This window comes from Paenibacillus sp. OK060, from assembly GCF_900101205.1.
GTDB classification, from domain to species: Bacteria; Bacillota; Bacilli; order Paenibacillales; family Paenibacillaceae; genus Paenibacillus; species Paenibacillus marchantiae.
This window is the reverse complement of sequence record NZ_FNFR01000004.1, coordinates 243394-270390: the sequence shown is the minus strand read 5'-3', so window position 1 is coordinate 270390 and position 26997 is coordinate 243394. Positions and strand designations below refer to the sequence as shown.

22 protein-coding genes and 1 pseudogene are annotated in these 26997 nt (G+C 47.3%); 11 read left to right on the top strand and 12 right to left on the bottom strand.

The annotated features are described in order from the left end of the window. Positions 1–12: 12 nt before the first annotated feature. From BLS14_RS16395 to BLS14_RS16370, 6 genes are all read right to left on the bottom strand, one after another. Positions 13–1656 carry an ABC transporter substrate-binding protein gene (locus BLS14_RS16395; RefSeq protein WP_090952955.1) on the bottom strand — a complete coding sequence of 548 codons (1644 nt, stop codon included), beginning with the start codon at positions 1654–1656 and terminating at the stop codon, positions 13–15. Positions 1657–2019: 363 nt separating this feature from the next. Continuing rightward, the gene (nikR, locus tag BLS14_RS16390; protein ID WP_090952953.1) at positions 2020–2487 is read right to left on the bottom strand and encodes a nickel-responsive transcriptional regulator NikR; all 468 of its coding nucleotides are present in this window, start codon (positions 2485–2487) and stop codon (positions 2020–2022) included. A gap of 108 nt (positions 2488–2595) precedes the next feature. Next, positions 2596–3489: a hypothetical protein gene (locus BLS14_RS16385; RefSeq protein ID WP_176854565.1), complete on the bottom strand. Its 894-nt coding sequence runs from the start codon at positions 3487–3489 to the stop codon at positions 2596–2598. Positions 3490–3935: 446 nt separating this feature from the next. Beyond that, on the bottom strand, positions 3936–5960 hold the full coding sequence (locus tag BLS14_RS16380) for a hypothetical protein (protein WP_090952949.1): 2025 nt from the start codon (positions 5958–5960) through the stop codon (positions 3936–3938). Beyond that, positions 5935–6837, bottom strand: coding sequence for an ABC transporter ATP-binding protein (locus BLS14_RS16375; protein WP_072735169.1), 903 nt, complete (start codon positions 6835–6837; stop codon positions 5935–5937). The genes BLS14_RS16380 and BLS14_RS16375 overlap by 26 nt, the downstream gene beginning before the upstream one ends. After that, positions 6830–7219: a GntR family transcriptional regulator gene (locus BLS14_RS16370; RefSeq protein ID WP_053783970.1), complete on the bottom strand. Its 390-nt coding sequence runs from the start codon at positions 7217–7219 to the stop codon at positions 6830–6832. The genes BLS14_RS16375 and BLS14_RS16370 overlap by 8 nt, the downstream gene beginning before the upstream one ends. A gap of 480 nt (positions 7220–7699) precedes the next feature. Between BLS14_RS16370 and BLS14_RS16365 the strand changes: the two genes are divergently transcribed. Both BLS14_RS16365 and BLS14_RS16360 read left to right on the top strand, forming a co-directional pair. Next, entirely contained in the window at positions 7700–8572 is an 873-nt protein-coding gene (locus tag BLS14_RS16365) for a futalosine hydrolase (protein ID WP_176854563.1), read from the top strand. Then, positions 8569–9411, top strand: coding sequence for a 1,4-dihydroxy-6-naphtoate synthase (locus tag BLS14_RS16360; protein WP_063568235.1), 843 nt, complete (start codon positions 8569–8571; stop codon positions 9409–9411). The genes BLS14_RS16365 and BLS14_RS16360 overlap by 4 nt, the downstream gene beginning before the upstream one ends. A 261-nt stretch (positions 9412–9672) precedes the next feature. Here BLS14_RS16360 and BLS14_RS16355 read toward each other — a convergent pair whose 3' ends face one another. Then, positions 9673–10293, bottom strand: a complete 621-nt coding sequence (locus BLS14_RS16355; RefSeq protein ID WP_176854561.1) for a pyroglutamyl-peptidase I — start codon at positions 10291–10293, stop codon at positions 9673–9675. Positions 10294–10314: 21 nt separating this feature from the next. Further along, the gene (locus BLS14_RS16350) at positions 10315–11316 is read right to left on the bottom strand and encodes a Gfo/Idh/MocA family protein (protein ID WP_090952948.1); all 1002 of its coding nucleotides are present in this window, start codon (positions 11314–11316) and stop codon (positions 10315–10317) included. Between the two features lie 227 nt (positions 11317–11543). On the opposite strand from BLS14_RS16350, the gene BLS14_RS16345 reads away from it, so the two are divergent. The 9 genes from BLS14_RS16345 (at position 11544) to BLS14_RS16305 (ending at position 22273) form a co-directional block, all read left to right on the top strand. After that, positions 11544–12284 carry an ABC transporter ATP-binding protein gene (locus BLS14_RS16345; RefSeq protein WP_090952946.1) on the top strand — a complete coding sequence of 247 codons (741 nt, stop codon included), beginning with the start codon at positions 11544–11546 and terminating at the stop codon, positions 12282–12284. A 9-nt stretch (positions 12285–12293) separates the two neighbouring features. Then, positions 12294–13043 carry an ABC transporter permease gene (gene fetB / locus BLS14_RS16340; protein ID WP_090952944.1) on the top strand — a complete coding sequence of 250 codons (750 nt, stop codon included), beginning with the start codon at positions 12294–12296 and terminating at the stop codon, positions 13041–13043. Positions 13044–13076: 33 nt separating this feature from the next. Beyond that, on the top strand, positions 13077–14795 hold the full coding sequence (locus BLS14_RS16335) for a helix-turn-helix domain-containing protein (RefSeq protein WP_090952942.1): 1719 nt from the start codon (positions 13077–13079) through the stop codon (positions 14793–14795). A gap of 202 nt (positions 14796–14997) precedes the next feature. Then, positions 14998–15969, top strand: a complete 972-nt coding sequence (locus BLS14_RS16330; protein ID WP_063568249.1) for a FecCD family ABC transporter permease — start codon at positions 14998–15000, stop codon at positions 15967–15969. Positions 15970–15971: 2 nt separating this feature from the next. Next, positions 15972–16988, top strand: coding sequence for a FecCD family ABC transporter permease (locus BLS14_RS16325; protein ID WP_063568241.1), 1017 nt, complete (start codon positions 15972–15974; stop codon positions 16986–16988). 90 nt (positions 16989–17078) lie between these two features. Further along, positions 17079–18026, top strand: coding sequence for an iron-hydroxamate ABC transporter substrate-binding protein (locus BLS14_RS16320; RefSeq protein WP_090952940.1), 948 nt, complete (start codon positions 17079–17081; stop codon positions 18024–18026). A 201-nt stretch (positions 18027–18227) separates the two neighbouring features. Beyond that, entirely contained in the window at positions 18228–18662 is a 435-nt protein-coding gene (locus tag BLS14_RS16315) for a MarR family winged helix-turn-helix transcriptional regulator (protein WP_176854559.1), read from the top strand. A gap of 70 nt (positions 18663–18732) precedes the next feature. After that, the gene (locus BLS14_RS16310) at positions 18733–20454 is read left to right on the top strand and encodes an ABC transporter ATP-binding protein (RefSeq protein ID WP_063568244.1); all 1722 of its coding nucleotides are present in this window, start codon (positions 18733–18735) and stop codon (positions 20452–20454) included. Next, positions 20438–22273 carry an ABC transporter ATP-binding protein gene (locus BLS14_RS16305; RefSeq protein WP_176854612.1) on the top strand — a complete coding sequence of 612 codons (1836 nt, stop codon included), beginning with the start codon at positions 20438–20440 and terminating at the stop codon, positions 22271–22273. The genes BLS14_RS16310 and BLS14_RS16305 overlap by 17 nt, the downstream gene beginning before the upstream one ends. 97 nt (positions 22274–22370) lie before the next feature. On the opposite strand, the gene lpxA is transcribed toward BLS14_RS16305, so the two are convergent. From lpxA to BLS14_RS16280, 4 genes and pseudogenes are all read right to left on the bottom strand, one after another. After that, a complete protein-coding gene (gene lpxA / locus BLS14_RS16300; protein ID WP_079695096.1) occupies positions 22371–23147 on the bottom strand; it encodes an acyl-ACP--UDP-N-acetylglucosamine O-acyltransferase in 777 nt (258 codons plus the stop codon). Beyond that, positions 23144–24169 (bottom strand): UDP-3-O-(3-hydroxymyristoyl)glucosamine N-acyltransferase, encoded by a 1026-nt coding sequence (gene lpxD, locus BLS14_RS16295; RefSeq protein ID WP_090807864.1) that lies wholly within the window; start codon positions 24167–24169, stop codon positions 23144–23146. Before lpxD ends, lpxA begins: the two co-directional genes overlap by 4 nt. Positions 24170–24189: 20 nt before the next feature. After that, a pseudogene (gene lpxC / locus BLS14_RS16290) lies at positions 24190–24976 on the bottom strand (UDP-3-O-acyl-N-acetylglucosamine deacetylase). A gap of 279 nt (positions 24977–25255) precedes the next feature. Further along, positions 25256–26812: an ATP-binding protein gene (locus BLS14_RS16280; RefSeq protein ID WP_256336509.1), complete on the bottom strand. Its 1557-nt coding sequence runs from the start codon at positions 26810–26812 to the stop codon at positions 25256–25258. Positions 26813–26997 lie beyond the last annotated feature (185 nt).

The following is a 26997-nucleotide window of genomic DNA, read 5'->3' as shown; positions in this document are numbered from 1 at the left end:
ACCGCAGCGTTTCTATTTCAATTCTTCCTCCCAGGACCATTCTTCCAGGTTGGATGTCACCGGCCACCCATGACCATGTGGATGGATCTGCTGTTCACCAATATTTAGACCATTCTTCACCAGATACAGATGATCAATGTTCACCAGCCATGCCCAGGGCGCATCGCCTTGGTAACTAAATCCTGTCGATCCATCCCACTCCGCTTTCTGCCAGAAGGGCAGTGCTTCTTCTTCCGTTGTCGCTTGGAGAGCTTGTTGCATCCAGTTGTCCACAGTTGGGTTACTGTACAATCCAGTGTTGTAGTAACCTTCCCCTTTATGGGTACTACTGTAGAGGTTGTATGTCTCAAGCGGATCATGACTTCCCCACCCAAATAATACGGCATTAGTATAGGCCAGCTTTTTGGTCTCTTCCCTGCTCTTTCCCTCTACATTGACCTTGATCCCTGCCTGGGCCACCATATCCGCAGCAGCCAGCGCTAAAGATTGTCTCGTTAGATCCCCTGCAAAATAAATCAGATTAAACTCGGCCTTTGTGCCGTTTTTTTCTACAATTCCATCACCATCTGTATCCACCCAGCCGCCATCAGCCAGAATCTGCTTCGCTTCATCGGGATTCGCATCTGCAAATACAGAATCCGGATTGCTCCACGGCAGGTCGTCGCTGACCGAGTAAGCTGGACGACCTTGCCCCTCCAGTACACCCTCCACCAATGCAGTGCGATCAATTGCGACATTTACCGCTTTACGAATGGAGATGTCGGATGTAACATCATTGCCTGCGGGCAGGCCGTCACCAGACTTCGCGCCTGCGGGTTGCATCGGGAACATGATGCCTCGGTTATCGACTGTTTTCACTGATTCCAGCTTCATTCCGTTCACCTGCTGCTTGCTGAATGCCGCAGGGATAGCTGCGATATCGACTGTTCCGGCTTGCGCCGCCGCAAATGCCGCATCTTCATCCAGATAGAGGAACGTCAGTTTATGGAATGTAGACTTTTTCCCGTAATATTGTTCGTTAGCCTCGACGATCGCCTGCTGACCCTTATCCCACTGCACCAGCTTGTATGGACCAGACCCAACCGGATGCTCGGCATAATCAGGACCATAGGCGTGCTCAGGCACAATACCGAGTGTAGTCAGAAGACTGATAAACGTGGACTGCGGCGACTTCAATGTAAAGACGACAGTTGTTGTATCCGGTGCTTCCACATCAGCCATATTGGTAAGATCAATGACCGAACCGCTCTTGGCAGCCGTTTCAAACGTAAACCTGACATCTTCGGCCGTCAGTGACTCACCATCAGAGAACTTTACATCATCCCGGAGTGTGACGGTCCAAGTCATCCCATCTTCACTGACGAAATGCTCTGTCGCCAGATCATTGACCAGTTGGAGCTTGGCATCCCTTTTCAGCAAAGTGCTCTGAAAGAGCGGCGAACCGTACTGTCCCCAGCCCGTAGTGGGATCAAATCCACCTTCCGGTTCCGTGCCAACGGCCAGCACCAATTCTTCTTTGGGAAGAGAAGTCGCCGCCTGATGGACGCTCTCTGTTGAGGATGTCCCCTGTGTACATCCCGACAGCCCAACTGTGCATATCAGTAAAATGCCTACTCCCGCTCTAACTGATCGTTTCCCCCATGAAAATCCACGCATTTACGTTGTTCCCCCTCTAACTTTTACGATTCAATCCAATTCTGTGTTACTTTTTTTGAAAATTGTAGCACAAAATAGATTTATTGTGTCAACAAACTTAACTTCAAAATCCATTTATTTTCATTTACAGGGAATTTAAATGAGATTAATAGAGGTGTAAATAGATGATCCACTATTTGAAGTTAGGTATTATAACAAAACAAAAGAACAACAAATTATCGGTATTGGACCAATAATCTGCTGTTCTAAATACGTGCTATGGACAAAGTCGGCTAAAGCCAATGAATCGGTTATTGAAATTTTTAAAATTTAATCCATTGAAGAATCAGGAGAATTGTGAGGATGGTGATGACTTTGTTAATTTTAGCTGTGATCATGATTGTGAGGACTGTGGTGGCTTGCCATTTTGTTGAGTTCATCCACATACGTTACGGACAGCTCTGCATATAGTACTCCTTTTTGAACCTGGATCTGCTGATGCAGATGACGCAATCGTCCTAGGTTGCCCCGTACCGCAATGACCTCCAGACACTGATTATGGTTCAGGTGCACATGCATATTGGAGATGATGTCATGGTGTGCCTCGTGCTGCAGCTCCATTAACCGAATAGGAAGATCACTGATATGGTGGTCATACACCATCACAATAGTTCCAGCTACATCCTGCTCGGAATGCAATGCAGAGGGCTCCAGCAATGTTTTACGGACCAAATCACGAAAAGCTTCCGAACGGTTCTTGTATCCCTGCTCTTCAATATAGCTGTCAAACTGTTCGATCAGAGGCGTGGGAAATGCCACACCGAACCGGGTCAAATCTTCTTTGTCTGCCATTCATATCCTCCTGCCGCCTCGTTTGCTTCGAGTGTACCACAGTCCTGTCTTCTCATCGACTATACTGTTGTTACTCGGTAGTCGCAAAAAGGATAATGTAGCTCGCTTTTATTTAGGTCTCTTGGTCAGTTCCTGTCTGACTTTGGCGTAGGTAGCACTTACCTTCTGTTCCAGTGTATAGATATGTTGTTTGGAGCCTGCCCATTTCTCTGTCGCTGCAGCCAATGAGTTCAACGAACTTAACACACGTGATGACTGGCCTTGCTTCGTACTCTGCTTGAACTGCTGTAACGCGTTTGAATATCGCTCTTTCGATAGGCTCGCCTGTTTTTCGCCCGTTTGAATCTGCTTCTTCACCGGATCCGCTCCAGCCAGTAAAGTACGCAATCGTTTCACTTCTGTGCTTTTCCGTTTGCGAGCTTCGGCAAGCTCCTTTTTCTTGAAACGAATGTCTTCTCGGGCAAGCTGAACAACTGGTTTCAACGTATCCGCTTGGGTGCGAATAGCCGCACTCCATTCTTTGTTTTTGATCGCTTTGGCGGCGTCGAGCTGCCTATTCACTGAACTGTACAAAGCAAACAAAGACTCATACCGGGCCTCGGTTTGTTTTACCTTTTCGGTTAAACCAGCGATCTTGGTATCATCGATTTGCCTTATACTTACACGTAATTGTTCCAGCTCCTTGGTATTGGCGGCATGAATGGTTTTTGTCTTTTGTTCCCAAGCTTGTTCCTGCGTCGTCCAGTTGCCAACGTTCTCGTACGCTCGTTGCAGGGACAACTTGGTCTGCGAATCTGCCTTGCTCAGCACGGTCTCCCACGCCTTCTGGGCTGTTACGCCAAGCTCAGGACCCGCCGCTTCAGCAGCGGAGGAATAGTAAATCACACTGATACTGAAGATGATGATGAGTCCCAGACTCATACGCGTCCATACGTTAGCACAAAGGTTAGGGCGTGCCCCGTATCGGTTGCTAAGGTTGCTCATGAAACTACGATCTCTCATGCTCCTCATATGGGATTGATTCATAGTCTTTTGCCTGTCATCATTTCCCTCAATTATACGGCTTTGCCTGGCTTGCACTGAACATGAACAATGACCCACCTGATGATTTCCCTTGTCCTCCAAAACTTCAATTTGCATTCTCTTCTGCTCCCTTCAAATTGAATTGATAGTTAGAACCTGCTGGAGTATCTGTGCGGTGACTCGATTACGATCCCTGATATACAAACTGGCAAAAAAACAAAAAGAGCACCCGCAAGTCAGGCGTATTGCCTGCTCTTACGGGTGCTTCCCTCATAAGCCGTTCCATATGGGATTCGCCGAAATGGTCATCATTTCGAATCGAATCATTACCTTTTTTCTAATATATTCCATACTTGTATTCTGGTCAAGTCAGATCGAGAAATCAGCATATTTACCGGGAGAACCCTTCCCACTTGCAAATTATCTTACTGTTCGGCCAGGATGGCCTTCATTTCTTCTGTCAGGTCTTCTTCCTTCAGGATCATGTAAATATTCTCACCACGAATGAAATTAAGCTTGATATGGTAGACCGTATCCTTCTCTGTCCGATATCCGGCTCGTTGACGTTGAAGCAGATCGCTTATTATTTTTTTGTTTTTAGTTGCGATCTGTTTGTTACCGCTTGAATTCCCGTCTATATAATCCGAATCAGAGTAAACCCACTTCGCCTTACCCGGACTATCAATCTCCTGCTTCACAAATTGTGCCGAAGCGACTTCGTCTGCCGGGACTTGAAGCTGGTCGTATAAGTTGTTCTCTTCCAACCATGCCAGTACTCGCTTATAACTCGGTTTAATATCAAAATTCCACATCTCCTTCGGCTGATAAGGATCGGAAGATGTTGAACTCTGATTCAATTCCGCGTAGGCAAAGGACTGCCAAAGGGAGCGCTGTTCTTCGTAGGTCTGATCCAAGATGTCCTGTTTCATCAATTCTTTGAACTCACGAACTTGTTTGGGATTGCTAATGTATACCTTACGATACGGACTCAGACTTGAGCGCAATCCAATACTCAGCGCATCCTCATCCAATTTGAACGTATCATACGCAACCCTTTTGTAATCTATTGTCTGTTTTACAGCCATCAATTCCTTGTGAAATTCGGTTTCGGGGATATTATATCTGCGCTTCATCACCCTGCCGTTCTCCAGTTTGTAGTTGATATATACATTCTCATCATAATCATCGTCCGGATTAACTGGATCTCTCAAAGGCAGATCGGTATCGACAATTTTTTGATGGAGAGCGATGATTGCTTCCATATATTCCGGATCATTCGAATAGAATGGACTATCATCCACCTTCACATTAATACCATTGCTATAAATGTAACGATCTCCGCCAAGCTTAATACTGTTGACCTTGCTTATATCAGGCACCCGGGCAGCATATCCGTTCCAATCAGCGACGGGTACATACAAGATCAATCCAGCCACGATACCGTATAGAACCAATTTCGGAACCAATCTGCTGGTCCAAATGAGCCAGGTTTTGCGGATAATCATCTCTGCTCCAATATAGCCCACAATTCCACCAAGGACGTAACCACATACGTCCCACCCTACAGAAGCTCTGGGTGCAATCGAGGTGAAATAAGCCCCACCTATCAGAACCAGTGTAAACATAAATCCAAAACGGAATATCGGTTTTACAATACGGAACGTGACTGCCTGAGTGGCGGACTCCACTTGTCTTCTAGCATAAATTACATATGCCAACGGGATGAACAAAATGGCTAGAACCGAATAAATGATAAGTTCCAAACGAATTACAGGAGCACTGCTGATGGAACCCATACGCAGGACAAGTGAGAGTTTCTCTGCATTAAAGCCCACGTCTTCATAAACATACCCCAGAAGATAGTGGTGCAGATGCAGTGAGAAAACAAACCAGATAACGACCGGTAACATCAGGATGCCGTATACGGTAAGTCCCTGTAATACAGACTGTCCAATGCAAATGCCTACCACCACGGTCAGCATGAACATAAACAACGAGTAGATGCTCATACTGAGCCCCCACATCCAGATCTCACTGCCACCGAAAGTATAGGCTGGCTGATCCAGTACTGCCCATACCCAACCGGTTATTGCCGTGGTAATCCAGACCGGAACCAAAATCATGACGAACCCCGTCAACAGATTAACCGTGAGTAGATGCTTTCGTTGCAGTGGCAAACTGTGGAACAGATCCGAAGGAGCACCTGATTGCATATAACGGAATAAAAATATACCCGCAGCTACCGGGAACGTAATGGCAAACAGAATTTGTAGTTCCCCATTCGCTTGGAACAAACTCGTAATCTGCTGGGGTAAATCCCGGTACTCTGTACTGATATGGAGCGGTAGCGAAAACAACAACGTGATCAGGTACAAGATGCCGATCCATCCATGCTGCCTGAAATTTTGGAACAGGATGCCCCGGTTACAGAACAATCGGTTGAATATCATATCCTGCATCCTCCATTTCATAGATAAATATTTCTTCCAGCGTCAGCGGCAGCACATCCAGCAGATAGGGATCAAATGCACGGAACCGTTCCGTCACAGCCTCGCGATTGCCTTTCACAATAAACAGGGATACACTTCCACGCTGCTCTTCATGCAAAATATTCACCTGTTCGTCCATAGCCTTGGCATGATCAGGATGGCGGAAAGCGACCTGAATTTTATGTGTATCAGCCTTCAGATCATCGAGATCTTTCTCTACGATAATCCGCCCTTTGTGCATGATGGCAACATGATCGCATAGGTCTTCAATCTCGCGCAAATTGTGAGACGAGATCAGAATCGTCACCTGACGCTCCGCTGCTTCCTGGAACAGCAGGTTCTTGATCTGCTGCCGCATGACCGGATCAAGCCCATCAATTGGCTCATCCATGAGCAGCACTTCAGGCATGCAGCTAAGTCCAAGCCATACGGCTGCCTGACGGCGCATGCCTTTGGACATGCGATGCAGTTTACGTTTCACATCCAGTTTAAATACACTGCCGAGCTGTACAAAACGCTCCTCATTCCAGCGCGGATATACCGAACGGTAGAAGGCAGCCATCTGATGGATGGACGATTGCGGGAAAAAGTATGGCGCATCCGCCATAAAAATGGTGCGTCCCTTGAGGTCCATATTTTCATATACTTCTTGTCCCTCAATGCGAACCGTTCCGCTATCCTGACGATAGATGCCTGCCAGTATTTTGAGCAGCGACGTTTTGCCTGCCCCGTTGGAACCGAGTAAACCGTAGATCGATCCCTTATGTACTTGCATCGTGACGCCATCAACGGCTTTTTCCTGTTCAAATGCCTTAATGACCTGATTCAGCTCAATCATGAGGCTCCCCCTTCTCTATACGGGCCATCGCTTCCTCAAATAAAAGCGTCATATCGGCTTTGCTTAGACCGGAATATGAAGCTTCCGCAATCAGCTTCACCAGAGCGGCTCTGATTTCATCTCTCATGGCTGCATTCGGATGTTCCACGGACGATGATACGAAGCTCCCTTTTCCCTGCAATGAATAGATATAACCTTCACGTTCAAGTTCCCGGTACGCCTTCTGAATCGTATTCGGATTAACCGTAAGCTGCCCGGACAGTGTGCGAACGGAAGGCAGCTGCTCATCGGGTTGGAGAACACCGTACACGATCATTTCTTTGATTTTGTCTACTAGTTGCTCATAGATCGCCTTACGGCTGCGTACATCCAATTCGAACATCCCGCACCTCCTCTCTATAAAAGTTGTAATACCCTATTGATGAACAATGACTGTATATTGAAGTGTATATATCCAATCCTAAGGTGTATTAACTGTATTACTATTATTAGTACAGTTAATACAGATTGTCAACCATTTACTTTGACTTCTCGTATGATTCGCGTTAGGTTTATATATATGATTAAAGTGACATATAGGCAAATAAAAATAGATCACTCCGGTATTTAAAAGGCATGATTTTGGGTTCAGTTTGGTTGGTTCGGGCGAGTTGCTACTGTTCGTTAAATCGCTTATCCGGCTAAATACGTTCAAAGCTTGTTCTGATCTTTCCCCTTCCGTTATGATGGAGAAGAACGTTGTGCTCATTCACTGGTTCACGTGCTCGCTTCGCTCGTTGTCAGTATAGTTGTCACTCCGTCTGGCCTATGCGTACATATTTTATAGATGGCTTTATAAAAACCTCATGAGGGAGAATTCGGGATGAATGAACAGAAAAAGAATGATTCTATAGAACGTAATCGCCCAGAAACTGCAAGCTTGTCAAGTAGCTTTGAAACAAACGCGACATCCACAGCTTCGACACAGCGTGTATTAATCGTAACCGCCGTTGATGCGGAAAAAGAGGCTGTACTACGCGGCCTGGGTGACCAAGCTGCGCACTTTGATGTGATTGCTGCTGGTGTTGGCCCTGCCTCGGCCGCAGCAGGAACTGCTGCCACGCTGGCCTTTGCCTCAGCAGCGGCTGGCGCAAATGCGCTGGCGCAAGGCTCCGCCGCGCCAAGCGAACCCGATGCGGCACAGGCATCTGCCGCATCCTCAAGGCCGGGGCCCCTTGCCGGGACCGGACTGACCCCAGCGTACACGCTGGTGGTCAGTGCCGGCATCGGCGGCGGGTTCCCCGGCCGAGCGGACGTCGGCTCCCTCGTGGTAGCCGACGCCATGGTTGCCGCCGATCTGGGCTCGCAGACGCCAGACGGCTTCCTCAGCGTGGACGAGCTCGGTTTCGGCTCGTCCCGTGTGGCGGCGGACGCGGTGCTTGCCGCGCGCCTGCGCCATGAGCTGCAGCGGGCAGGGCTCGCTGTCAGCGGAGGCACGGCGGTCACCGTATCCACGGCGACAGGAACTGCCGAGACGGCCGCGGAGCTGCTGCGCCGCGTGCCGGATGCCGCCGCCGAAGGCATGGAAGGCTTCGGCGTAGTAACTGCAGCCCAGCAGTTCGGTATACCAGCACTCGAACTACGGGCTATATCCAACGCGGTCGGTCCACGCGACCGCGACGCCTGGCGCATCAAGGACGCTCTGGATGCGCTCCAGGCTGCAAGTTCCATTTTACGGGAGGTACTTACATCATGAAAATTGCATTTTCCCCTTGTCCTAACGATACATTTATCTTTCACGCCTGGGTGCATGGACTGATTCCTGGTGCACCTGAGCTTGATGTGCGTTATGCGGACATCGATATTACCAACGGCCTTGCGGCAAATCCGGATGGACCAGATACACCTGAAGTTATGAAAATATCCTATGCAGCACTGCCTTATGTGCTGAATGATTATGCGCTCTTGCCTGCGGGCGGCGCACTTGGCAGAGGATGTGGTCCGCTGGTTCTGACCGCTAACGGTACAACCGATCCAGCCTATCTCTCAGGACGCCGAGTTGCCGTGCCGAGCGAACGTTCAACAGCCTACCTGTTATTCCGTCTCTGGGCAGCACAAAATGTTCCCGGCGGTGTAGGCGAGATTGTCGTTATGCCATTCGACCAGATTATGCCTGCTGTACGGGACGGCAAGATCGATGCAGGTTTGGTTATCCATGAAGCACGTTTCACGTACCAGAATTATGATCTCAAACTTATGACAGATCTCGGTAACTGGTGGGAAAGCGACACTGGCCTGCCAATCCCGCTGGGTGCAATCATCGCCCGTCGTAACCTGGATGCTCATGCTCTTGCAGGTTGGGCACGTGCCTCGGTGGAATACGCTTGGGCGCATCCAGATGAGTCCAAAGCATACGTTATGGAACATGCACAAGAGATGGACCCTGATGTAACTGCGCAGCATATCGGCCTGTACGTTAATGAGTTCAGCGCCAACCTGGGCGATGACGGTTACGGTGCAATTACAGCATTGCTTGGACGAGCGATGAAAGAAGGACTTGTTCCCGAGTTCGATCTAGATTTGTTGCGGATCTAATTCGCACGGTATCAATACAAAATAGGAGGCTGTGCCCAATTTCGTTTTCCTATTTTCTGTTGGGCACGATCTCAGTGCTATGCTATTGACCTGCGTGTCCAAGGCGCTAACGAATCGTTAACATTTTATTAAAAGTGACTCTAGTTCGTTAGATAATACAAAGGGCTGTCCTATAAAGTCATATTCATGACAATAGGACAGCCCTTATTAATTTATTCCAACAACAAACCGAACCTATACAAAATGTTGATCCAAACTCAATTACTCCGCCACTACCGTGCGAATCATAACCCGCAGAGCATCCAGCATCATGGGAATGGGCAGCGACGACACGGAAGGCTGAAGCACAGCCATCTCCGTTGAAGCTGGAAAATGTACAAATCCGGCACGAATCGGAAGTTGTCTCAATCGGATATGATCCAGCACCCGGTACATCGTATTGTTGCAAATATACGTACCTGCCGTATTGGACACCGCAGCCGGGATGCCTGCTGCCCCCATGTTATTCACTATTGCACGAATCGGCAATGTGGAGAACAGGCCATCCGGGCTGCCTTCCACTATGAGCTCGTCCACGGGATTCTGCCCTTGGTTGTCCGCATAGGAGCCAGGAGGAATATCTTTGACATTAACAGCAATCCGTTCAGGTGTAATGGCCGTCCTGCCTTTGGCTAAACCACAGGCGATGACAACATCCGGTTGATAGGATTCCATCTCTGCGATTAGCAGATCCGCACATTCATCGAAATGCACAGGCAGCAGCACTGTTTTCAGCTCCGCTCCATCTATCACTTCATGTGCAAGTGCCTCCATCAGTTCTCCCGTCGGATTCACAGCATCCCCGCCAAAAGGTTCAAATCCGGAGATCAGAATTTTCACCATCGCTTTTCCACTCCTGTCTATTTACTCGGATTTGTAACGCAGGCCCCACTGTCCACGAATCGTGTCCATCAACTTCATGATTTCCAGGGATTCGTCCAGTTGGATCGTTCTGCTCTCCGTACGTCCTTCCAGGATGCAGCGACCTGCTTCCTCCGCTTCAAACGCATATCCAATACACGTCCGGTCATCGATAAATGTCTCCGGTTCGTCCTGACCGTTCACATGTAGATAAGCTTCTTTGCCTGCCAGGAAAAGTGGTAAACGAATGTACCCTTCTGTGCCATATATGACAGCCTCGTTACTCAAGTTAAGACGAATGGCTCCATTCAGCGATGCAGAACGACCTTCAGAATAAGACAACAGTACGGAGAACTGTTCATCCACACCCGTCTGTCCAATGTTCGCCGTACTCCACACATGCTGAGGCTGCTCGCCAAAAATCATGGACGCGAAGGAGATCGGATATACGCCTGCATCAAGCAAAGCACCTCCACCCAGATCCGGGTTAAGCAATCTGCCTTCCGGCTCCCAGCCTACACGGAAACCGAAGTCTGCTTTGACCAAACGTACCTCGCCGATTCTGCCCTCCGCAATCCATGCTCTGGCTTGGGTAATCGGTGGCAGAAAGCGTGTCCACATACCTTCCATGAGAAAAAGATTGCGCTCACGCGCCTTCTCCACCAGTTGCTCCAGCTGACGGGCATTCATCGTAAACGGTTTCTCACAGAGTACTGCTTTGCCCGCTTCCAGACAAGCAAGTACATTTTCCTTATGTAGCGGATGCGGTGTTGCCACATAAATAATATCCACTTCAGGGTCCTGAAGCATCTCTTCATATGAACCGTAAGCGCGTGCAAAACCATATTCAGCTGCAAATTTCTCTGCGCTTCCAGATGTTCGTGAACCCACCGCCGCTTTTACGGCGTTTCCGGCATGCTCCAGATCTCGTGCGAACTGGGATGCAATCCATCCCGTACCCATAATGCCCCAATTTACCTTGTCCCGTCCAACAACTTTCGTCATCGTAAAGCCTCCCCTGATATCAACATATTTTAAAAAGATCACGATCTCGATTAGGCAACACGGAGTCTTCTTTATTTTACCAAAAAGAAACGCTTGCGTCAGACCCGTTTCATCTCTTACATTCCATGTTGTCATTTCAATGATCTAATTGAGATTCACTCTCATTTCAATTTTTTCGTATTTTTGCTAAGATGATTGCAGATCACGGATGAAAGGACGACCCGACTTTGTCCACACTTTTAACCATTGATAAACTAGTAAAACGTATCGGTCTAACCGAGCAGCGTATTTTATTTGAACATGTGAACGCAGAAGTGGATAAGGGAGAACGTATTGCCATACTCGGTGCATCCGGCCAAGGGAAGAGCACATTGCTCCGCATTCTCGCCCTGCTGGATATTCCTGATGAAGGAGACCTGATCTGGAAAGGAATTTCTTATCGGGAGTCGGACCCTCGTATCTGGCGCACACGCATGACTTATGTCGCACAGCAAGCTGTCATGCTGGCAGGCAGTGTGGAAGATAACCTGAAAACAGTGCATCTGCTTCACAGGCAGCCATACGATCAGGATCTCGCCCGACGCCTGCTTTCAGGTATGGGATTGGAGAATCTTGATATTCATAAGCGGGCCATCGACCTCTCCGGTGGAGAGAAACAGCGCATAGCTCTTATTCGTTCCATGATGCTGCGTCCTGAAGTCCTGCTGCTGGATGAAGTGACTGCTTCCCTGGATCGGACCAACGCACGCCTAGTGGAGGAGCAATTGACCCGCTGGAGCCAGCAGGAAGGTACTTCGCTCGTCTGGGTTACCCATGATCAGGAACAGGCACAATCATTCAGTACAACCACCTGGTTTATGGGCAATCAGACATTGTTGGAGCGCCAGCCGACAGCTCATTTTTTTGACAATCCGGCCACGGACCTGGCCAGACAATTCATTATGCACCCTGCCCCTGCGGCAGAATAAGGAGAAATCATGTCACTCATCGCTTTGAGTTTTACCATTATATTTGTGATGGTCACCATGCTCATCTCTGTCTGGCAGAAGCTTGATCTGGAAAAGGATATTGCTATAGGCACCGTTCGTTCCGCTGTACAGCTGTTGCTTGTCGGATATGTACTTCAATTTATATTTAACTCGGACCACCCCGTTCTTATCATTGCCATTGTCGGATTCATGATTATCGTAGCCTCCATTAATGCTGGCAAACGTGGCAAAGGACTTCGCTGGATTTCCTTATATATTGCGGCTGCAATTACGGTCACGGAGCTGCTCATGATGGGGCTGTTGTTAGGTCTGGGTATTGTAGAGCCTACTCCGCAATACATTATTCCATTGAGCGGGATGACCATCGGTAATGCCATGGTAGTGTCCGGGCTGTTCCTGAATCAGATGAAGCGCGAGGTCGAATCCTCCAAAGGAGAGATTGAATCCCTGCTTGCACTGGGCGCAACGCCAAGACGTGCTTTTCAAGACGTATTGAAACGTTCTGTAAAATCCAGCATGATCCCCACGATCGATGGCATGAAAACGGTAGGACTTGTACAGCTTCCTGGCATGATGACAGGCATGATTATTGCGGGTGCTGATCCGGTTGAGGCCGTGCGTTACCAGATTCTGATCGTGTTTGCTTTTACCAGCTCAGCCGCCATTACCAGCATTCTGCTCAGCCTGATGACATACCGACAGTGGTTCACATCGGATATGCGGCTGCGCTCACTATGATATATCAACCTCGCGAGGAAAGGAGGTCACACCATGTTAACCCATCCAAGCACCAATAATAACCGCAATACCTCCCACACGTTGACCCAACCGGATCAGCCGAAAAGCTCGAATGAATCCATGACACGAACGGAAATGGATGCTTTTCTGAACGATGCGTTGCTTGAACTGCGTCAGGCAGAGCTGGTTACCATGAATACGCATTGGCAATGGAGTCAGACTGAACTCCCTCACCATACCTTTGTCTACATGCATAAATTCACGGGCAAGCTGGTAGCGAACGGTATCGAATCCCTTGTCACACGTAAATCCGCCTTCTTGTCTATACCGGGAACTTCTCTGGAGCTTTTCTCTGATGCGGACCATGAGATTGAATTGTATATCATTCATTTCGATCTGTTTCGGGTTGCTGAGAAAACGAAAGAACGGCGAATATATGAGCGAGATCTTGGTTCACCTGTAACTGGGTGGATTCAGGGCCCTTACTATGGGATACAGCGAATTGCCGCACAATTAACAACCGAAGCTTCACAGACCAGCTTGAAAGTGCAGCTGCTTCTGACCGATCTGCTTCATACGCTCTGGCCGCAGGAAGGTCAGGTGCATGCGGAAGCACAGGACGAGCCTGAACAGTGGCTCAGATCCACCTTGCAGTATATGCGGGAAAACTATATGAACGAAATCAAGCTGGAAAAGCTGGCCGAACTGGCAGGTATGCATCCGTCGTATTATTCACAGCTGTTTAAGAGTCGGATGCAGAAAAATCCTATCGAATATATCACTCATTTACGAATGAATCGAGCCAAGGAATTGCTCATGACTTCAGATCTGCGTATTCGTGATGTAGCCCGCCAGGTAGGCTATCGGGACGAATTCTATTTCAGCCGCCGCTTCAGGAACCATGCCGGTTATGCGCCAACTTCCTATGCCAAGCAGGTACATCGAAATATCGTCTCACTCTCCTATCCATACACCGATCACCTGATGACTCTTGGCATCACACCATGCGCAGCCCAGATCCAGGGCCATCTGCCCCATGTTCCCAAATCGTTGACGTTGCCATTCCATGCCTATGAACCGTGGGAACAGGGACGACAGGCATTCCTTGATGTGAATCCCGACTTAATTCTGACCAAGGACAACGCAGCCGCTAAAGCGATAGAACATATCGGAGATGTCGCTCCAATCATTACCGTCCCTTGGAATCAGACAGACATGTTTGGTCATTTGCAGAAAATTGCCTCTATCGTGGATCGTACTCAAGCGGCTAAGGAGTGGCTGGATCGGCATGAGCGTAAGGCGGAGCGGGCTCGCAAAAAGATCAGAGATACAGCAGGTCAGGTCACCGTGGCGATCTGTACCTTAACTGCAAAAGGACCGCGCATGTACAGCAATCGCAACTTCGGTCATGTATTTTACCGCAGCCTGCAGCTGTCACCTCCAGATCGAATTCAGAAAGAACTGACAGGCAAACCTGACGGTGTGGGATTCAACTGGATGTCTTTCACGCCTGGAGAATGGGATGGCCTCGAAGCGGATGTGCTACTGATTGCGGTTACGTCCATGCACGAACGTACTACTCTGTTACAGCAGATTACTGTTGATCCGTTGTGGGAAAACTATCCTGCGGTAAAAGCTGGACGTGTTCATGTCATAGACTGGAATTCATGGGTGGTATATGCTCCTTATTCCATTAACATCCAGCTTGATGAAGCGCTCTCTATGTTGACGAACAAACCAGCATTTCTGTAATCTAAAAAATGTCCATCTCTATAATCTTAATTTATGCCATGTACGGGCCTGAATTAAGATTTTATAATGTTCACTAATTGATAATGATAATCAATAACAACAGCAATGCGTTGTTGGTAACAAAGGAGTGACCCGCATTCAACATCCGGGACTGTCACAACGTCCGTCCAAATCAAGAAAATCCGCAGTGACGGTTGGCCTGATGTTTTTGGCGGCCATTGTCGCACTGCTGCTTAGTATGTTTGTCGCCATTTCTCTTGGTGCCAAGGGGCTGACACTGGAGACCGTGTGGACTGCCATATTTCAGTACAATCCGGCTTTGACGCCGCATCAGATTATTCACGAGCTAAGGCTGCCACGTGTCATTGCTGCTGCTGTGATCGGCGCAGCCTTTGCTGTGGCGGGAGCGCTCATGCAGGGAATCACACGTAATCCGCTGGCAGATACCGGCATTCTGGGGATCAATGCAGGCGCTACCTTTGTCGTGGCGCTCAGCTTCGCCTTCTGGCCAGGATTGCCTTATGGCTGGATTATGTTCCTGTCATTTGTAGGGGCTGTGCTTGGCACGCTGCTCATTTTCCTGCTGGGCATGGCGGCACCCGGAGGACTGACGTCCATCAGGCTTACCGTTGCGGGTGCCGTTATTGCAGCCATGCTGAGTTCGCTTAGCACCGGTGTCGCCATATATTTTGACTTGAGCCAGGATTTAGCCTTCTGGTATGCGGGTGGTTTCGGGGGAATTGAATGGCGGCATCTGAAGCTGATTCTGCCTGTTCTGCTGGTTACTCTCGTGCTCACTTTGCCTATGGCCCGTCGGATATCTCTCATGTCGCTAGGAGAAGAAGTTGCGATTAATCTCGGAATCAACCTCCGCTGGACCAGACTGTTTGCCTTGACGGCGGTTGTTGTGCTGGCTGGCGTATCCGTTTCTGCTGTAGGCTCGATCGGCTTTGTTGGACTGGTCATACCACATATTTCTCGCAAATTGGTTGGCGTGGATTATCGACTCATCATTCCGATGTCCTCCCTGCTCGGAGCCGTCTTGCTGGTGCTCGCCGATCTAGGATCACGCATTGTGAACCCGCCTCAAGAACTGGCTGTAGGCATTATGGTTGCCTTTGTCGGTGTACCTTTCTTCCTCTATCTGGCCCGTAAAGAAAGGAGGGCCCTATAGCGATGAACACGAATACACCTTCACGAGGCAAACGTTCCATAGCGGTCAGCGTTGCGCTGCTCTGTATCGCCTGTGCCGTTATCGTTATCAGCCTCAACTCGGGAACAATTCGCCTATCACCAATAGCCGTGCTTCACACCCTGATTGGCTATGGTACGCCGGATGATCAGATTGTATTGTTCGACTATCGACTGCCACGCATTCTGGTTACTGTACTCGCCGGAGCGGGACTCGGTGTTGCCGGTGCTGCACTGCAAGGCATTACACGCAATCCGTTGGCCGATCCGGGCATCCTCGGTTTGCATGCAGGAGCGGCTTTTGGATTGATGGTATTCGTAAGCTTCTCCCATTCCATGAATGGTTCGGTGGCCTTGCTGATTCCGTTGTTTGCTTTTGCAGGCAGTGTCGCCGCGGCGTTAATTATCATGCTGCTATCCTATGACCGACATAACGGAGTATCCCCCATTAAACTTATTCTGGTGGGCATTGCCGTAGCAGCCGGGTTCCATGCCCTGACGCTCTATCTGTCCCTGCGTTTGGATGAAGACACCTATTCCTTCGCCGCCCGCTGGCTGGCAGGTAGCGTCTGGGGCAGAGACTGGGTTCATGTTCAGGCGCTGCTTCCATGGGTTGTGCTGTGCATCTCGTACATATGGAGCCGCTCCAAAACGCTGGATGCCTTCAATCTGGGAGATGCTGCCGCGACCAGTATTGGTACACCCGTCAGATCCCAACGCGTTATTTTACTATTGTGCACGGTAGCATTGTCTGCCGTCAGTGTGTCTATGGCTGGCGGGATCGGATTCATTGGTCTGGCGGCGCCGCATCTGGCCCGCAGACTGGTTGGCCCGATGCATCGCCATCTGATCCCAGCCGCCGGACTCATCGGCATGGTGATCCTGGTTGCTGCCGATACGGTCGGGCGAACGATCTTTCAGCCTAATTCCATTCCGGCAGGTGTTGTGGTCGCGGCGATCGGCGCACCTTACTTTTTATATCTGCTGGTACGAACCAAGTAATAAATTTATCGGAACAATCCGAATAATTTCACCGGTACACCCAACATAAAAACAACATCCATGAGATGTTCAAGGAGATTGAGATTACCCATGTTAAAGAAAAACCTTATGCTCTTCATGAGCATCTGTCTGGTGCTTGTACTCGCAGCCTGCGGGAACGCCAATAATTCATCCTCTGCGTCGGAAGGTTCTACTACGGACACTTCGAACGCTACACAGGATACCAATTCCGCTTCCGGGGATCAACGCATCGCATCCATGTCGATCCATCTGACCAATGACCTGCTGTCTCTCGGCATTACACCGGTTGGTTCGGTGATCGGCGGGGAAGCCAAAGCCTTCCTGTCCCATATTGCTGACCGTCTTCAAAATACAACGCCGCTCGGTCCCGTTAAGGACCCGGACATGGAAGCCTTGCTTGCCCTGAAACCAGATGTCATCTATCTGGACGAAGAATTCTCCGGTGATGATATTGCCAAATTCGAGAAAATCGCCCCTGTACACGTCTTCAATCTGGATGATGGCACTTGGCGCGACCATCTGAAAGACATTGGTAAACTGGTCAACCGCGAGAAAGAAGCAGAGCAATACATTCAGGATTATGCAACTGAAACGGAAGAAGTGAAATCCCTGATTCACGATACAATCGGTGACGGCACCGTAATGGCTATCCGTGTTACCGCCAAAGAACTGCGTGTATTCAGTACACGCCGTCCAATGGGCCCAATTTTGTATGAAGATCTGGGGTTAACTCCAGCTAAAGGCATTGAGGAATTCGATTCGTCCAAACCGTATCAAGTTGTTTCACGTGAAATACTGCCGGACTTTGATGCAGATGCAATCTTCGTTGTTGTGAACTCGGATGATGAAGCTCAGAACATGTTCAAAGAACTGCAAAATAATCCGATCTGGCAAGGACTGAAGGCTGTCAAAGCAGGTCATGTCTACCCGATCGGTGCTCAACCTTGGCTGGACTATTCTTCAATCGGCAATAAAATGGCCATGGATGAAGCCAAAGAAATGTTTTCTAAGAAATAGAATGATCCTTACCCACGACATATAAAAAAACACCAAAAAACCTCTCTTTGTAGATAGGAACAGAGTCAGCTAACATGCTCTCTTCATCCACTCAAAGCAGAGGTTTTTTGTATCCATTTTAAAAAATCAAAATCACTTGACGATATGTCAAATGAAACTTATCATTTAGTTAGTCGACTAATTAAAAGGATGGAAGCGCTTATGAAATCAGATCGAAATGAACGGTTAATGGGACAGTTATCAGAACTCGTCAAGCTACAGCGTTACAAGGTTCATGAGAAACTTATCAACCACCCTGAGTTATATCCTGGACAACCGCCGCTGCTATTCCAGCTCGAACGGGAAGATGGTCAGACCCAGAAACAACTGGCCGAACAGCTTCGCCGCGCCCCTGCAACGGTAACGGTAATGCTGAAACGTATGGAAAGCTCGGGTTTTATACGGCGTGAAGCTGACCCGAAGGATCTGCGCAGTCTGCGTGTCTATCTGACCGATCAAGGCCGTGCTGCGCTTAAGGAACTGAGAGAAGTATTCCTAGAGCTTGATCGCCAAGCCCAGAAAGATTTTACACCTGAAGAATCGCAGCTGATGTCAGCGCTCGCCCAGCGTATGGTTCAGAATCTGCGAGAATATTAAGTGAGATTCATCTGTCTGCATAAATTTTTGCAACATGATTATTTCATATCGAATGAGGTGATTTTTCCCATTGTGGACGTTAAAACGATTTCTTACCCCGTATAAGTCAGCGGCCATTCTTGCTCCGCTGCTCATGGTCCTTGAGGTTGCTATGGACCTGCTTCAACCCAAGCTGATGTCCAGCATTGTGGATGATGGTGTTCTTGCAGGGAACCTGTCCCACATTATGACTACAGGTTTGTTTATGCTTCTTTTTGCGTTAATCGGATGGGTTGGCGGTGCAGGATGTACGCTGTTTTCAAGCAAAGCTGCCGTTGGATACGGAACCGATCTGCGCCAGGAATTGTTTGATCATATCCAGAAGTTCTCGTTCCGTAATCTGGATACCTTCCAGGAAGGCTCGCTTATTACTCGCCTGACGAGTGATATCACCCAGATGCAGACCTTTGTACAGATGCTTCTGCGTATGTTTATCCGTTCGCCGATGCTGATCATCGGCAGTATTATTATGGCGTTTACGATCAGTGTCAAATTGGCGCTCATTCTCATTTTGTCCGTGCCGATTCTGTTTATCATCTTATATATCCTGATATCCGCTTCCTATCCTCTGTTCGCCAGTGTTCAGAACAAACTCGACAAGGTGAACGCGGTTCTTCAAGAGAATCTGGCCGGCATTCGTGTCGTCAAAGCTTTTGCACGCGCACGTCAGGAGAAGAAGCGTTTCCAGCAAGCCAATGAAGACTATACCCATACGGCAGTGAAAGCTTGGCGCATCGTATCGCTGAATGCACCGGTATTAAGCCTGATGCTGAATGCGACCATTGTAGCGGTGCTGTGGTTTGGGGGCTTTCAGGTGGTTGGAGGCGATATTGCTGCCGGGGACTTGATTGCTTTTATCAACTACGTAACGGTTGTACTCTCGTCGCTCACTTCAATCGGTATGATGATGATGAGCTTCTCCCGCGCCAAAGTGTCTGCAACACGCATCAACGAGGTGCTTCACACCCAGCCTGATATTCAATCGGGAGATGATATGTCTCGTAAAGGAGCAGGTCAGGTGGAATTCAAGGACGTATATTTCCGCTATGATGGAGAACATACCCTCTCCGGAATTACACTGACGGCTCGGCCGGGAGAAAAAGTGGCCCTGCTCGGATCTACAGGATCAGGCAAAACCTCACTTGTACAGCTGATCCCCCGCTTGTATGATGCCTCACAGGGTGAAGTGCTCGTGAATGGAGTGAACGTGCGTAACTGGGATCTCCAGGATCTTCGCAGCCGTGTGTCCATCGTATTACAGGAATCCATCCTGTTCAGTGGCAGCATCCGGGATAACATCTGCTTCGGCAGACCTGATGCAACGGAAGCTGAACTACGTGCCGCATCTCAAGCGGCGGCGGCTGATGATTTTATTATGAATCTGAAAGATGGATATGACACGGAGTTGGGCCAGCGCGGGGTCAATCTCTCAGGTGGACAGAAACAGCGAATTTCTATCGCCCGTGCCCTACTCATGCAACCGGAGGTTCTAATTCTGGACGACAGCACCAGTGCCGTCGATCTGCGTACCGAAGCAAGCATTCAGAAGGCGCTCCATTCACTAATGAAAAATAGTACGACCTTCTTGATTGCACAACGGATCTCTTCTGTAAAGGATGCAGACTGTATTTACGTGCTTGATGAAGGAGAGATCGTGGCAAGTGGTACACATGAACATCTCATGGCCCATTCGTCACATTACCAATCCATCTATTATTCGCAGCAACGGAAGGAGGATGTTCAATTTGGCTAAAAACGCTTCTTCCTCCATCCATCAGACCGTTGTCCCACCGATGATCGGAAGACCTGGGCCACCCGGCCGAGGTCCGGTTCCCAAAGTAAGAGCCAAGAACGCACGGCACGCGATCATCCGAGTATGGTCATACATGGGACGTCATCGCAAAGGGGTTATCACTGCTCTGGTACTGACGGCTCTTGGAACGTTACTTAATCTGGCAGGACCTTATCTGCTCGGCCGTGCGGTCAATGAACATATCGTTCCCAAAATTACGGACGGTCTGCTGAAAGACTGCATGTTATTGCTGACCGTATACGTCCTCGGCTCGTTCATGATGTGGGCTCAATCCTATGTCATGATCGGTGTTTCCCAACTGACCGTGAAAGATCTGCGCCATGCTCTGTTTTCACGGCTGCAACAGCTGCCGATCAGCTTTTTTGACAAAAATCAGAGCGGTGATTTGATGAGCCGGGCTACCAATGATATCGATAACGTGTCCACGACGCTGAATCAAAGTGTAACTCAACTGATGTCCAGCGCCATCTTGCTGGTTGGCTCCCTGTCGATTATGTTAGCCCTGGATGTCCGACTGACACTGCTCAGTCTGGTCACTGTTCCCCTGATTACGATTGCCACTCGGCTGATCGCTTCAAGAACACGCAAACATTTTACCGCCCAGCAAAAGTTGCTTGGTGAGCTTAATGGCTACGCTCAGGAAACTATTGCCGGACAAAAGGTGGTTGCAGCCTATAATCGTCAGGAGCAGGCACAAAAACATTTTCAGAATCTGAACGAGAAGCTTCGCACTTCCAGTACCCAAGCTCAGAGCGTATCCGGTCTGGTCGGGCCAACGATGAATGTCATGAACAATATCGGCTTTGCCATACTGGCAGCGGTAGGTGGATGGATGGCTTATCATGATCTGACGTCCATCGGGCTGATTGTAAGTTTCCTTGCTTACTCCCGCCAGATTGAGCGGCCCATCAATGATTTGGCAAACCAGTACAACTTGATTCAGGCAGCTATTGCAGGTGCCGAGCGCGTATTCCACATTATTGATACACCAAGTGAATACGTGGAAGAACAGAAGAAACAACTGCAGCAGATCCAGGGTAAAGTTGTATTTGAAGATGTATCCTTTGGGTATAGCCCCGAGAGGGAAATCTTGAAAAAGGTTAGCTTCACCGCCAAGCCAGGCGAGATGATTGCACTTGTCGGACCGACTGGAGCGGGTAAAACGACCATTATCAACCTGCTTCCCCGTTTTTACGAGATTACGGGCGGCCGGATTACGATTGATGGTTGTGACATCTCCGAACTGGAGAAAGACCAGCTAAGGCGCGAACTTGGCATTGTGTTACAAGACGCCTATCTATTCTCCGGCACCATTCGTGACAATATTGCCTACGGCAAACCGGATGCAACGGACGAACAGATCCAGCAAGCGGCGAAGTTGGCAAATGCCCACTCCTTCATCCGCAAATTATCGCAGGGTTACGATACCCCGATCATTTCCGGTGGCAGCAATCTGAGTCAAGGACAGCGACAACTGTTAACCATCGCTCGTGCCATTCTTGCTGATCCGTCAATTCTTATTCTGGACGAAGCAACCAGCAGCATCGATACACGTACCGAAATGCAGATTCAGGAAGCGATGCGCACCTTGATGAAGGATCGCACCAGCTTTGTCATTGCCCACAGGTTAAGCACGATTCGTGAGGCCGATCAGATTCTCGTCATTGATGACGGCAAAATTGCCGAACGAGGCAGCCATGATGAGTTGATGCAACAGCAAGGTTTCTATTATCAGTTGCATCAGGGACAGCTTACCTGATTGGGTTCGTGTTCATTGATGATTAAAACAAAGAAACACAAACAAAAACGCCGCTTTAGGTTCCGCTTCATTCCGGACCTTTGCGGCGTTTTCCATTTTATCGCTTCATTCGTACAATTCCGCGTGTAGATTTATATAGAAAATTCAATGTGTGTTCTTTAAATTCAGAAGGAGGTAAGTTGTTTATTTCTTCAATAGATTGATCAAGAGTTCGCTTTTGGCGAAATAAAATGGTATTAATCTTTTTTATCGTGCTTATTTCTTCATTTGAAAATCCATTTCTTCTTAGACCAACGGTATTGATTCCATGTATGTACGAACGCGGACCATCTGCTAAAGAATATGGAACGATATCTTGTGAAACTTTACTTCCCGCTCCAATCATTGCAAACCTTCCTATGTTACATGATTGGTGTACACCTGAACCACAACCAAAAGTGATATAGTCTTCAATATTAACATGTCCGCCAATCTGCACATTATTGACGATGACGTTGTGATCTCCCATCAATACATCATGTGCGATATGAGCATAATTCATAATAAAGTTGTTACTTCCTACTCTCGTGAAACAATCTCCTTTTGATGTGCCTTTACATATGGTGACATACTCTCTCACGGTATTATTATCTCCAATAATGAGATACGATTCTTCGCCTTGATAACTTTTATCTTGTGGATCTGAACCGATAATGGCACCATGTGAAATATAGTTATCCCCCCCCAATATCGTGTTAGCCCCTATGATAACGTGACTTCCAATCCTACACCCGCTACCTATTTTTGAATTTTCTTCAATAATACTGAAGGGTCCGACTTCGACATTTTCTCCAATTACTGCTGTAGGATGAATAATGGCTGACTGATGTATCATTTAGCACCTTCCTTTGTTTTGGAAAGTTCATCAAGTTTTTCATTTAGTTTTTTTATCGTTTGGGGGAGTCTGGAAAGTGCAGCGGATTCTCGTAGTTGTCTCTTATGTGAACGAGCCGTATACCCTGACACCATTGAGTTCGCGGGCATGTTTTTAGTAACCATGGTTTTAGCTAAAACAACGCAGCTATCTCCAATAGTAATATTATTAATTACCGCACTCCCGCCAGCCATTATGACACGATTACCTATTTTTGATGAGCCCCCAATTGCACTTGTACCTGCGATAATGCAGTGCTCACCAATTTGAACATTATGGCCAATTTGAATAAGGTTGTCCATTTTGGTCCCTTTACCAATGGTTGTTGAATCAATCGTTCCGCGATCAATAGTGGTGTTTGCGCCAATTTCAACATCATCAAAAATAATGACATTTCCGATATGCGGTATTTTAACTTGTTTTTGACCATCCCATTCAAAACCAAAGCCGTCAGCGCCAATCACTGCGCCTGAGTGAATAATGACATTATCTCCGATGAAAGTATCCTGTAGAACAGTGACATTAGGGTGGATCAAGCAATTCGTTCCAATGGTCACGTTTTTTCCAATAAATGAATGCGCAGAAATGACAGAATGATCCCCAATAGACACATCTTCTTTGATTACCGCGAATTCGTCGATCTGCACATTGTAGCCTAACGTTACCGAAGGCTGAATTGCTTCTGATGATACTACACCATTACTTTTGATTTTCTCACTAAACATTTCAATTAAACAAATAAAATCGAGTCTGGGATTTTTCACCTTAATAACAGGTACTTTAAATTCTATTATTGTCGTTTCTGGCACAATGAACGCTGAAGCATTACATTTATCTAATTTATTTAGATTTTTATCCGTTACAAAAGCAATTTCTCCCTCTTTAGCAGCATGAATTGAACCTACGCCTGTTATAACGACATCGCCATCACCTATTAGAATCCCATTTAACTGTTCAGAAATTTCATTTAAATTACATGGCATGATATCGTCTCCTTTTGTATTTAGATTAGATTATTTAATAATTCTCTAGCAAAAAGAGTGTTCAAATAATGAGAGGTTCCCGATCCTATGATTTTTGCATGAAAAGGAGGATTCAAAGCTAAATCGCCAATAAGATCCAGCAGCTTATGACGAGATAATTCATCATGAAAACGTAAATTGGGATAAATTTTCTTTTCACCAATAACTATTCCATGCTCTAAAGAAGCTCCTTGAATTAAACCTTTGCTTTTTAAGTACATTATTTCTTCTTCAAAACAAAATGTTCTAGCTGGTGCAATATCCGTTAAGTAATTGTTTTCTATAAAATTAAAATTGGATGTTTGATCTGAGAGGTAGGCAATTTTGTGTTCATTTTTAAAACACACGCAATAGGAGATCATTGAAGAGGGATGAGCTTCAAGAAAAGAATTACCGTGCTCAACTCTAATTTTTTGTTGTAAATGAAGATATGTTTTTTTAATTTTTTGCTGCAGATGGCCAACTTCTGAAATCTTTGCTGCAATACCGGTAGAGCTGCCATCAAAAATGGGTAATTCTTCACCATTAACATCAATAATCACGTTATCGATACCCATCCCTCGAACAGCAGACAGCGTATGTTCAACGTTCCGTATTGGATACATTACCGATTTTAGCTTCAATAATTTCATATGGATCTATATCCACTCTTCTAAAAATAATACCCGTGTTTGGTTGTGCAGAATGCAGAGTAATCTCTGACAAATTCCCACTATGTATAGCAATACCGTCTAATGTAAAACTATTACGAATCGTTTTTTGGTACATAGCATCGCCCCCTTTGACATAATTCTCACATTCGGATCCTATTTACATGTATTATATCGATTATGATTATCTGATGTTGTCGATATTTGGAGGCTCGTCAAATTCACACGGATATGTAGCTGAGAATAAAATGATCCGCAAGTACGCTGAAAAAAGCGTCACCGCGCAGAGTAGCATAAAAGAAACCTTAGCACGTTATCCGAGCTAAGGTTTCTAACCGAACCATTTTTTTAACTGTCTACTTGACGGGGAGTAGTTCAGCGTTTTTGTTTGTTGGAATTATGCCCCCATAGGTAAATGAAGGGTGAATGTAGAGCCAATCCCCATTTCACTATGAACGGTAATTTTGCCATGATGATCCTGAGCGATTTTCTGACAAAGAGCCAGTCCAAGTCCGGTACCTTCTTCCTTGGTCGTATAAAACGGATTAAAGATCGTCGCCAGAGAGTTCTCTGGAATGCCGCTGCCCGTGTCGGTAATCGAGATAAGTGCTTTATCTCCATCATGTAACAGATCAATATGCACCTCACCAGGGTCTTCCATCGCTTCAAAAGCATTACGGATCAGGTTGATTAGAACCTGTACGATCTTGTCCCGATCCATATTAACCACGACTGGCTCCCCAGTCATTTCAAGTGTAATTCGGTGGCCCCGTGATGCTGCATCCGACTCGGTTAACGACATGACACGTTCGAGACAATGCCCTACTCGTTCAGGTTTCATGTGATTGGTGTGTGGTTTGGAAAATTGTAAAAACTCAGCCGTTAGCTCTGTTACACGCGTGATCTCCCCCATGATGACTTCATACCATGGTGCGATATTGAAGGCCTGCCCACGTGAAAGCTGCAGGAAACCTCGAATCGCAGTCAGGGGGTTGCGAATTTCATGAGCCATGCCCGCGGCCAGTTCACCAACAGCCCGAAGTCTTTCGGAACGAAAGACCTCCTCTTCGTTTTTCAACCATTTATTGCGCTGCTGCTGGAATAACCTGTCCTCCGCCACCGTAATAAAGTGCTGCAACGTCTCAGACATTCCCGGATACAGGGAAATGCTGTAGTTCACCTGCAACCCCCGTAACTCCCCTGACAGCAGTGACGACATGCGTTCTTCAATATTTTGTATTTCAGGCAAAATGACGGCATAGCGATCTCCTGCATAGCGGGATATACCGTATGCATCCGAAAACTGTGTCGTAATAATTTCGCCTGTATTTCCTATTACGCTGCACCAGTTGTCTTCGACCTCTTTGTCAAACCCGTTGAAATTCTGAATATTCAGGATAATCAGTAGAAAGGAGCGGTGCTCCTCCACCGTTTTATTAAGAGCATCCATGTACCCTTCATAATTCAGCAACCCGGTGAGTGGGTCATGGAGGGTGAGGAATTGAATTTTCTCCCGTAGCCTGCGCTTCTCTGCCTCGCTGTTAATCAAGGTATGATATAAAAATATAATGACAATCACAGTTAACATGTCAAACAAGGATACCAGCAAAGCATATGTATCAATCGGTACATAGGAAAGCCGAATCACTGTATATTCGAGCACAAGCAGCATCGAAATGGGTAACGTCTGGGTAACACGTTGTTTATCTTGAATCATCGACATGATGAGCAGGTAATACAGTATATTGCACCAGTTCAGTTCACTGAAATAGTGGAATATACCAAGAAAGAGCCAATGGATATTACGCAGTGCAGGATAACGTTTCTCCCCATATATACTTGCTACAAATAACACACCAGCACATATCATTAACGCGAGATGGGGAGTAAGCCCTAGAAAATAAGAGGACAGGATAACAAGCAGACATCCCAGCGGGAAAATAAGCATTTTCATCGTGTAACTTAGCAAAAGGCCTCGCCCCCTTTGACATTTTACTCACATCAATACCTCAATTACATGTATTATATCGATTATGTTTAGCTAATGTTGTCGATTAGTGGAAGCTTGTCAAATTCACATGAATGTATAAATTTATAATTAAAATAGGACAAACGGTTTATAGGAAAACGGAGATTGCG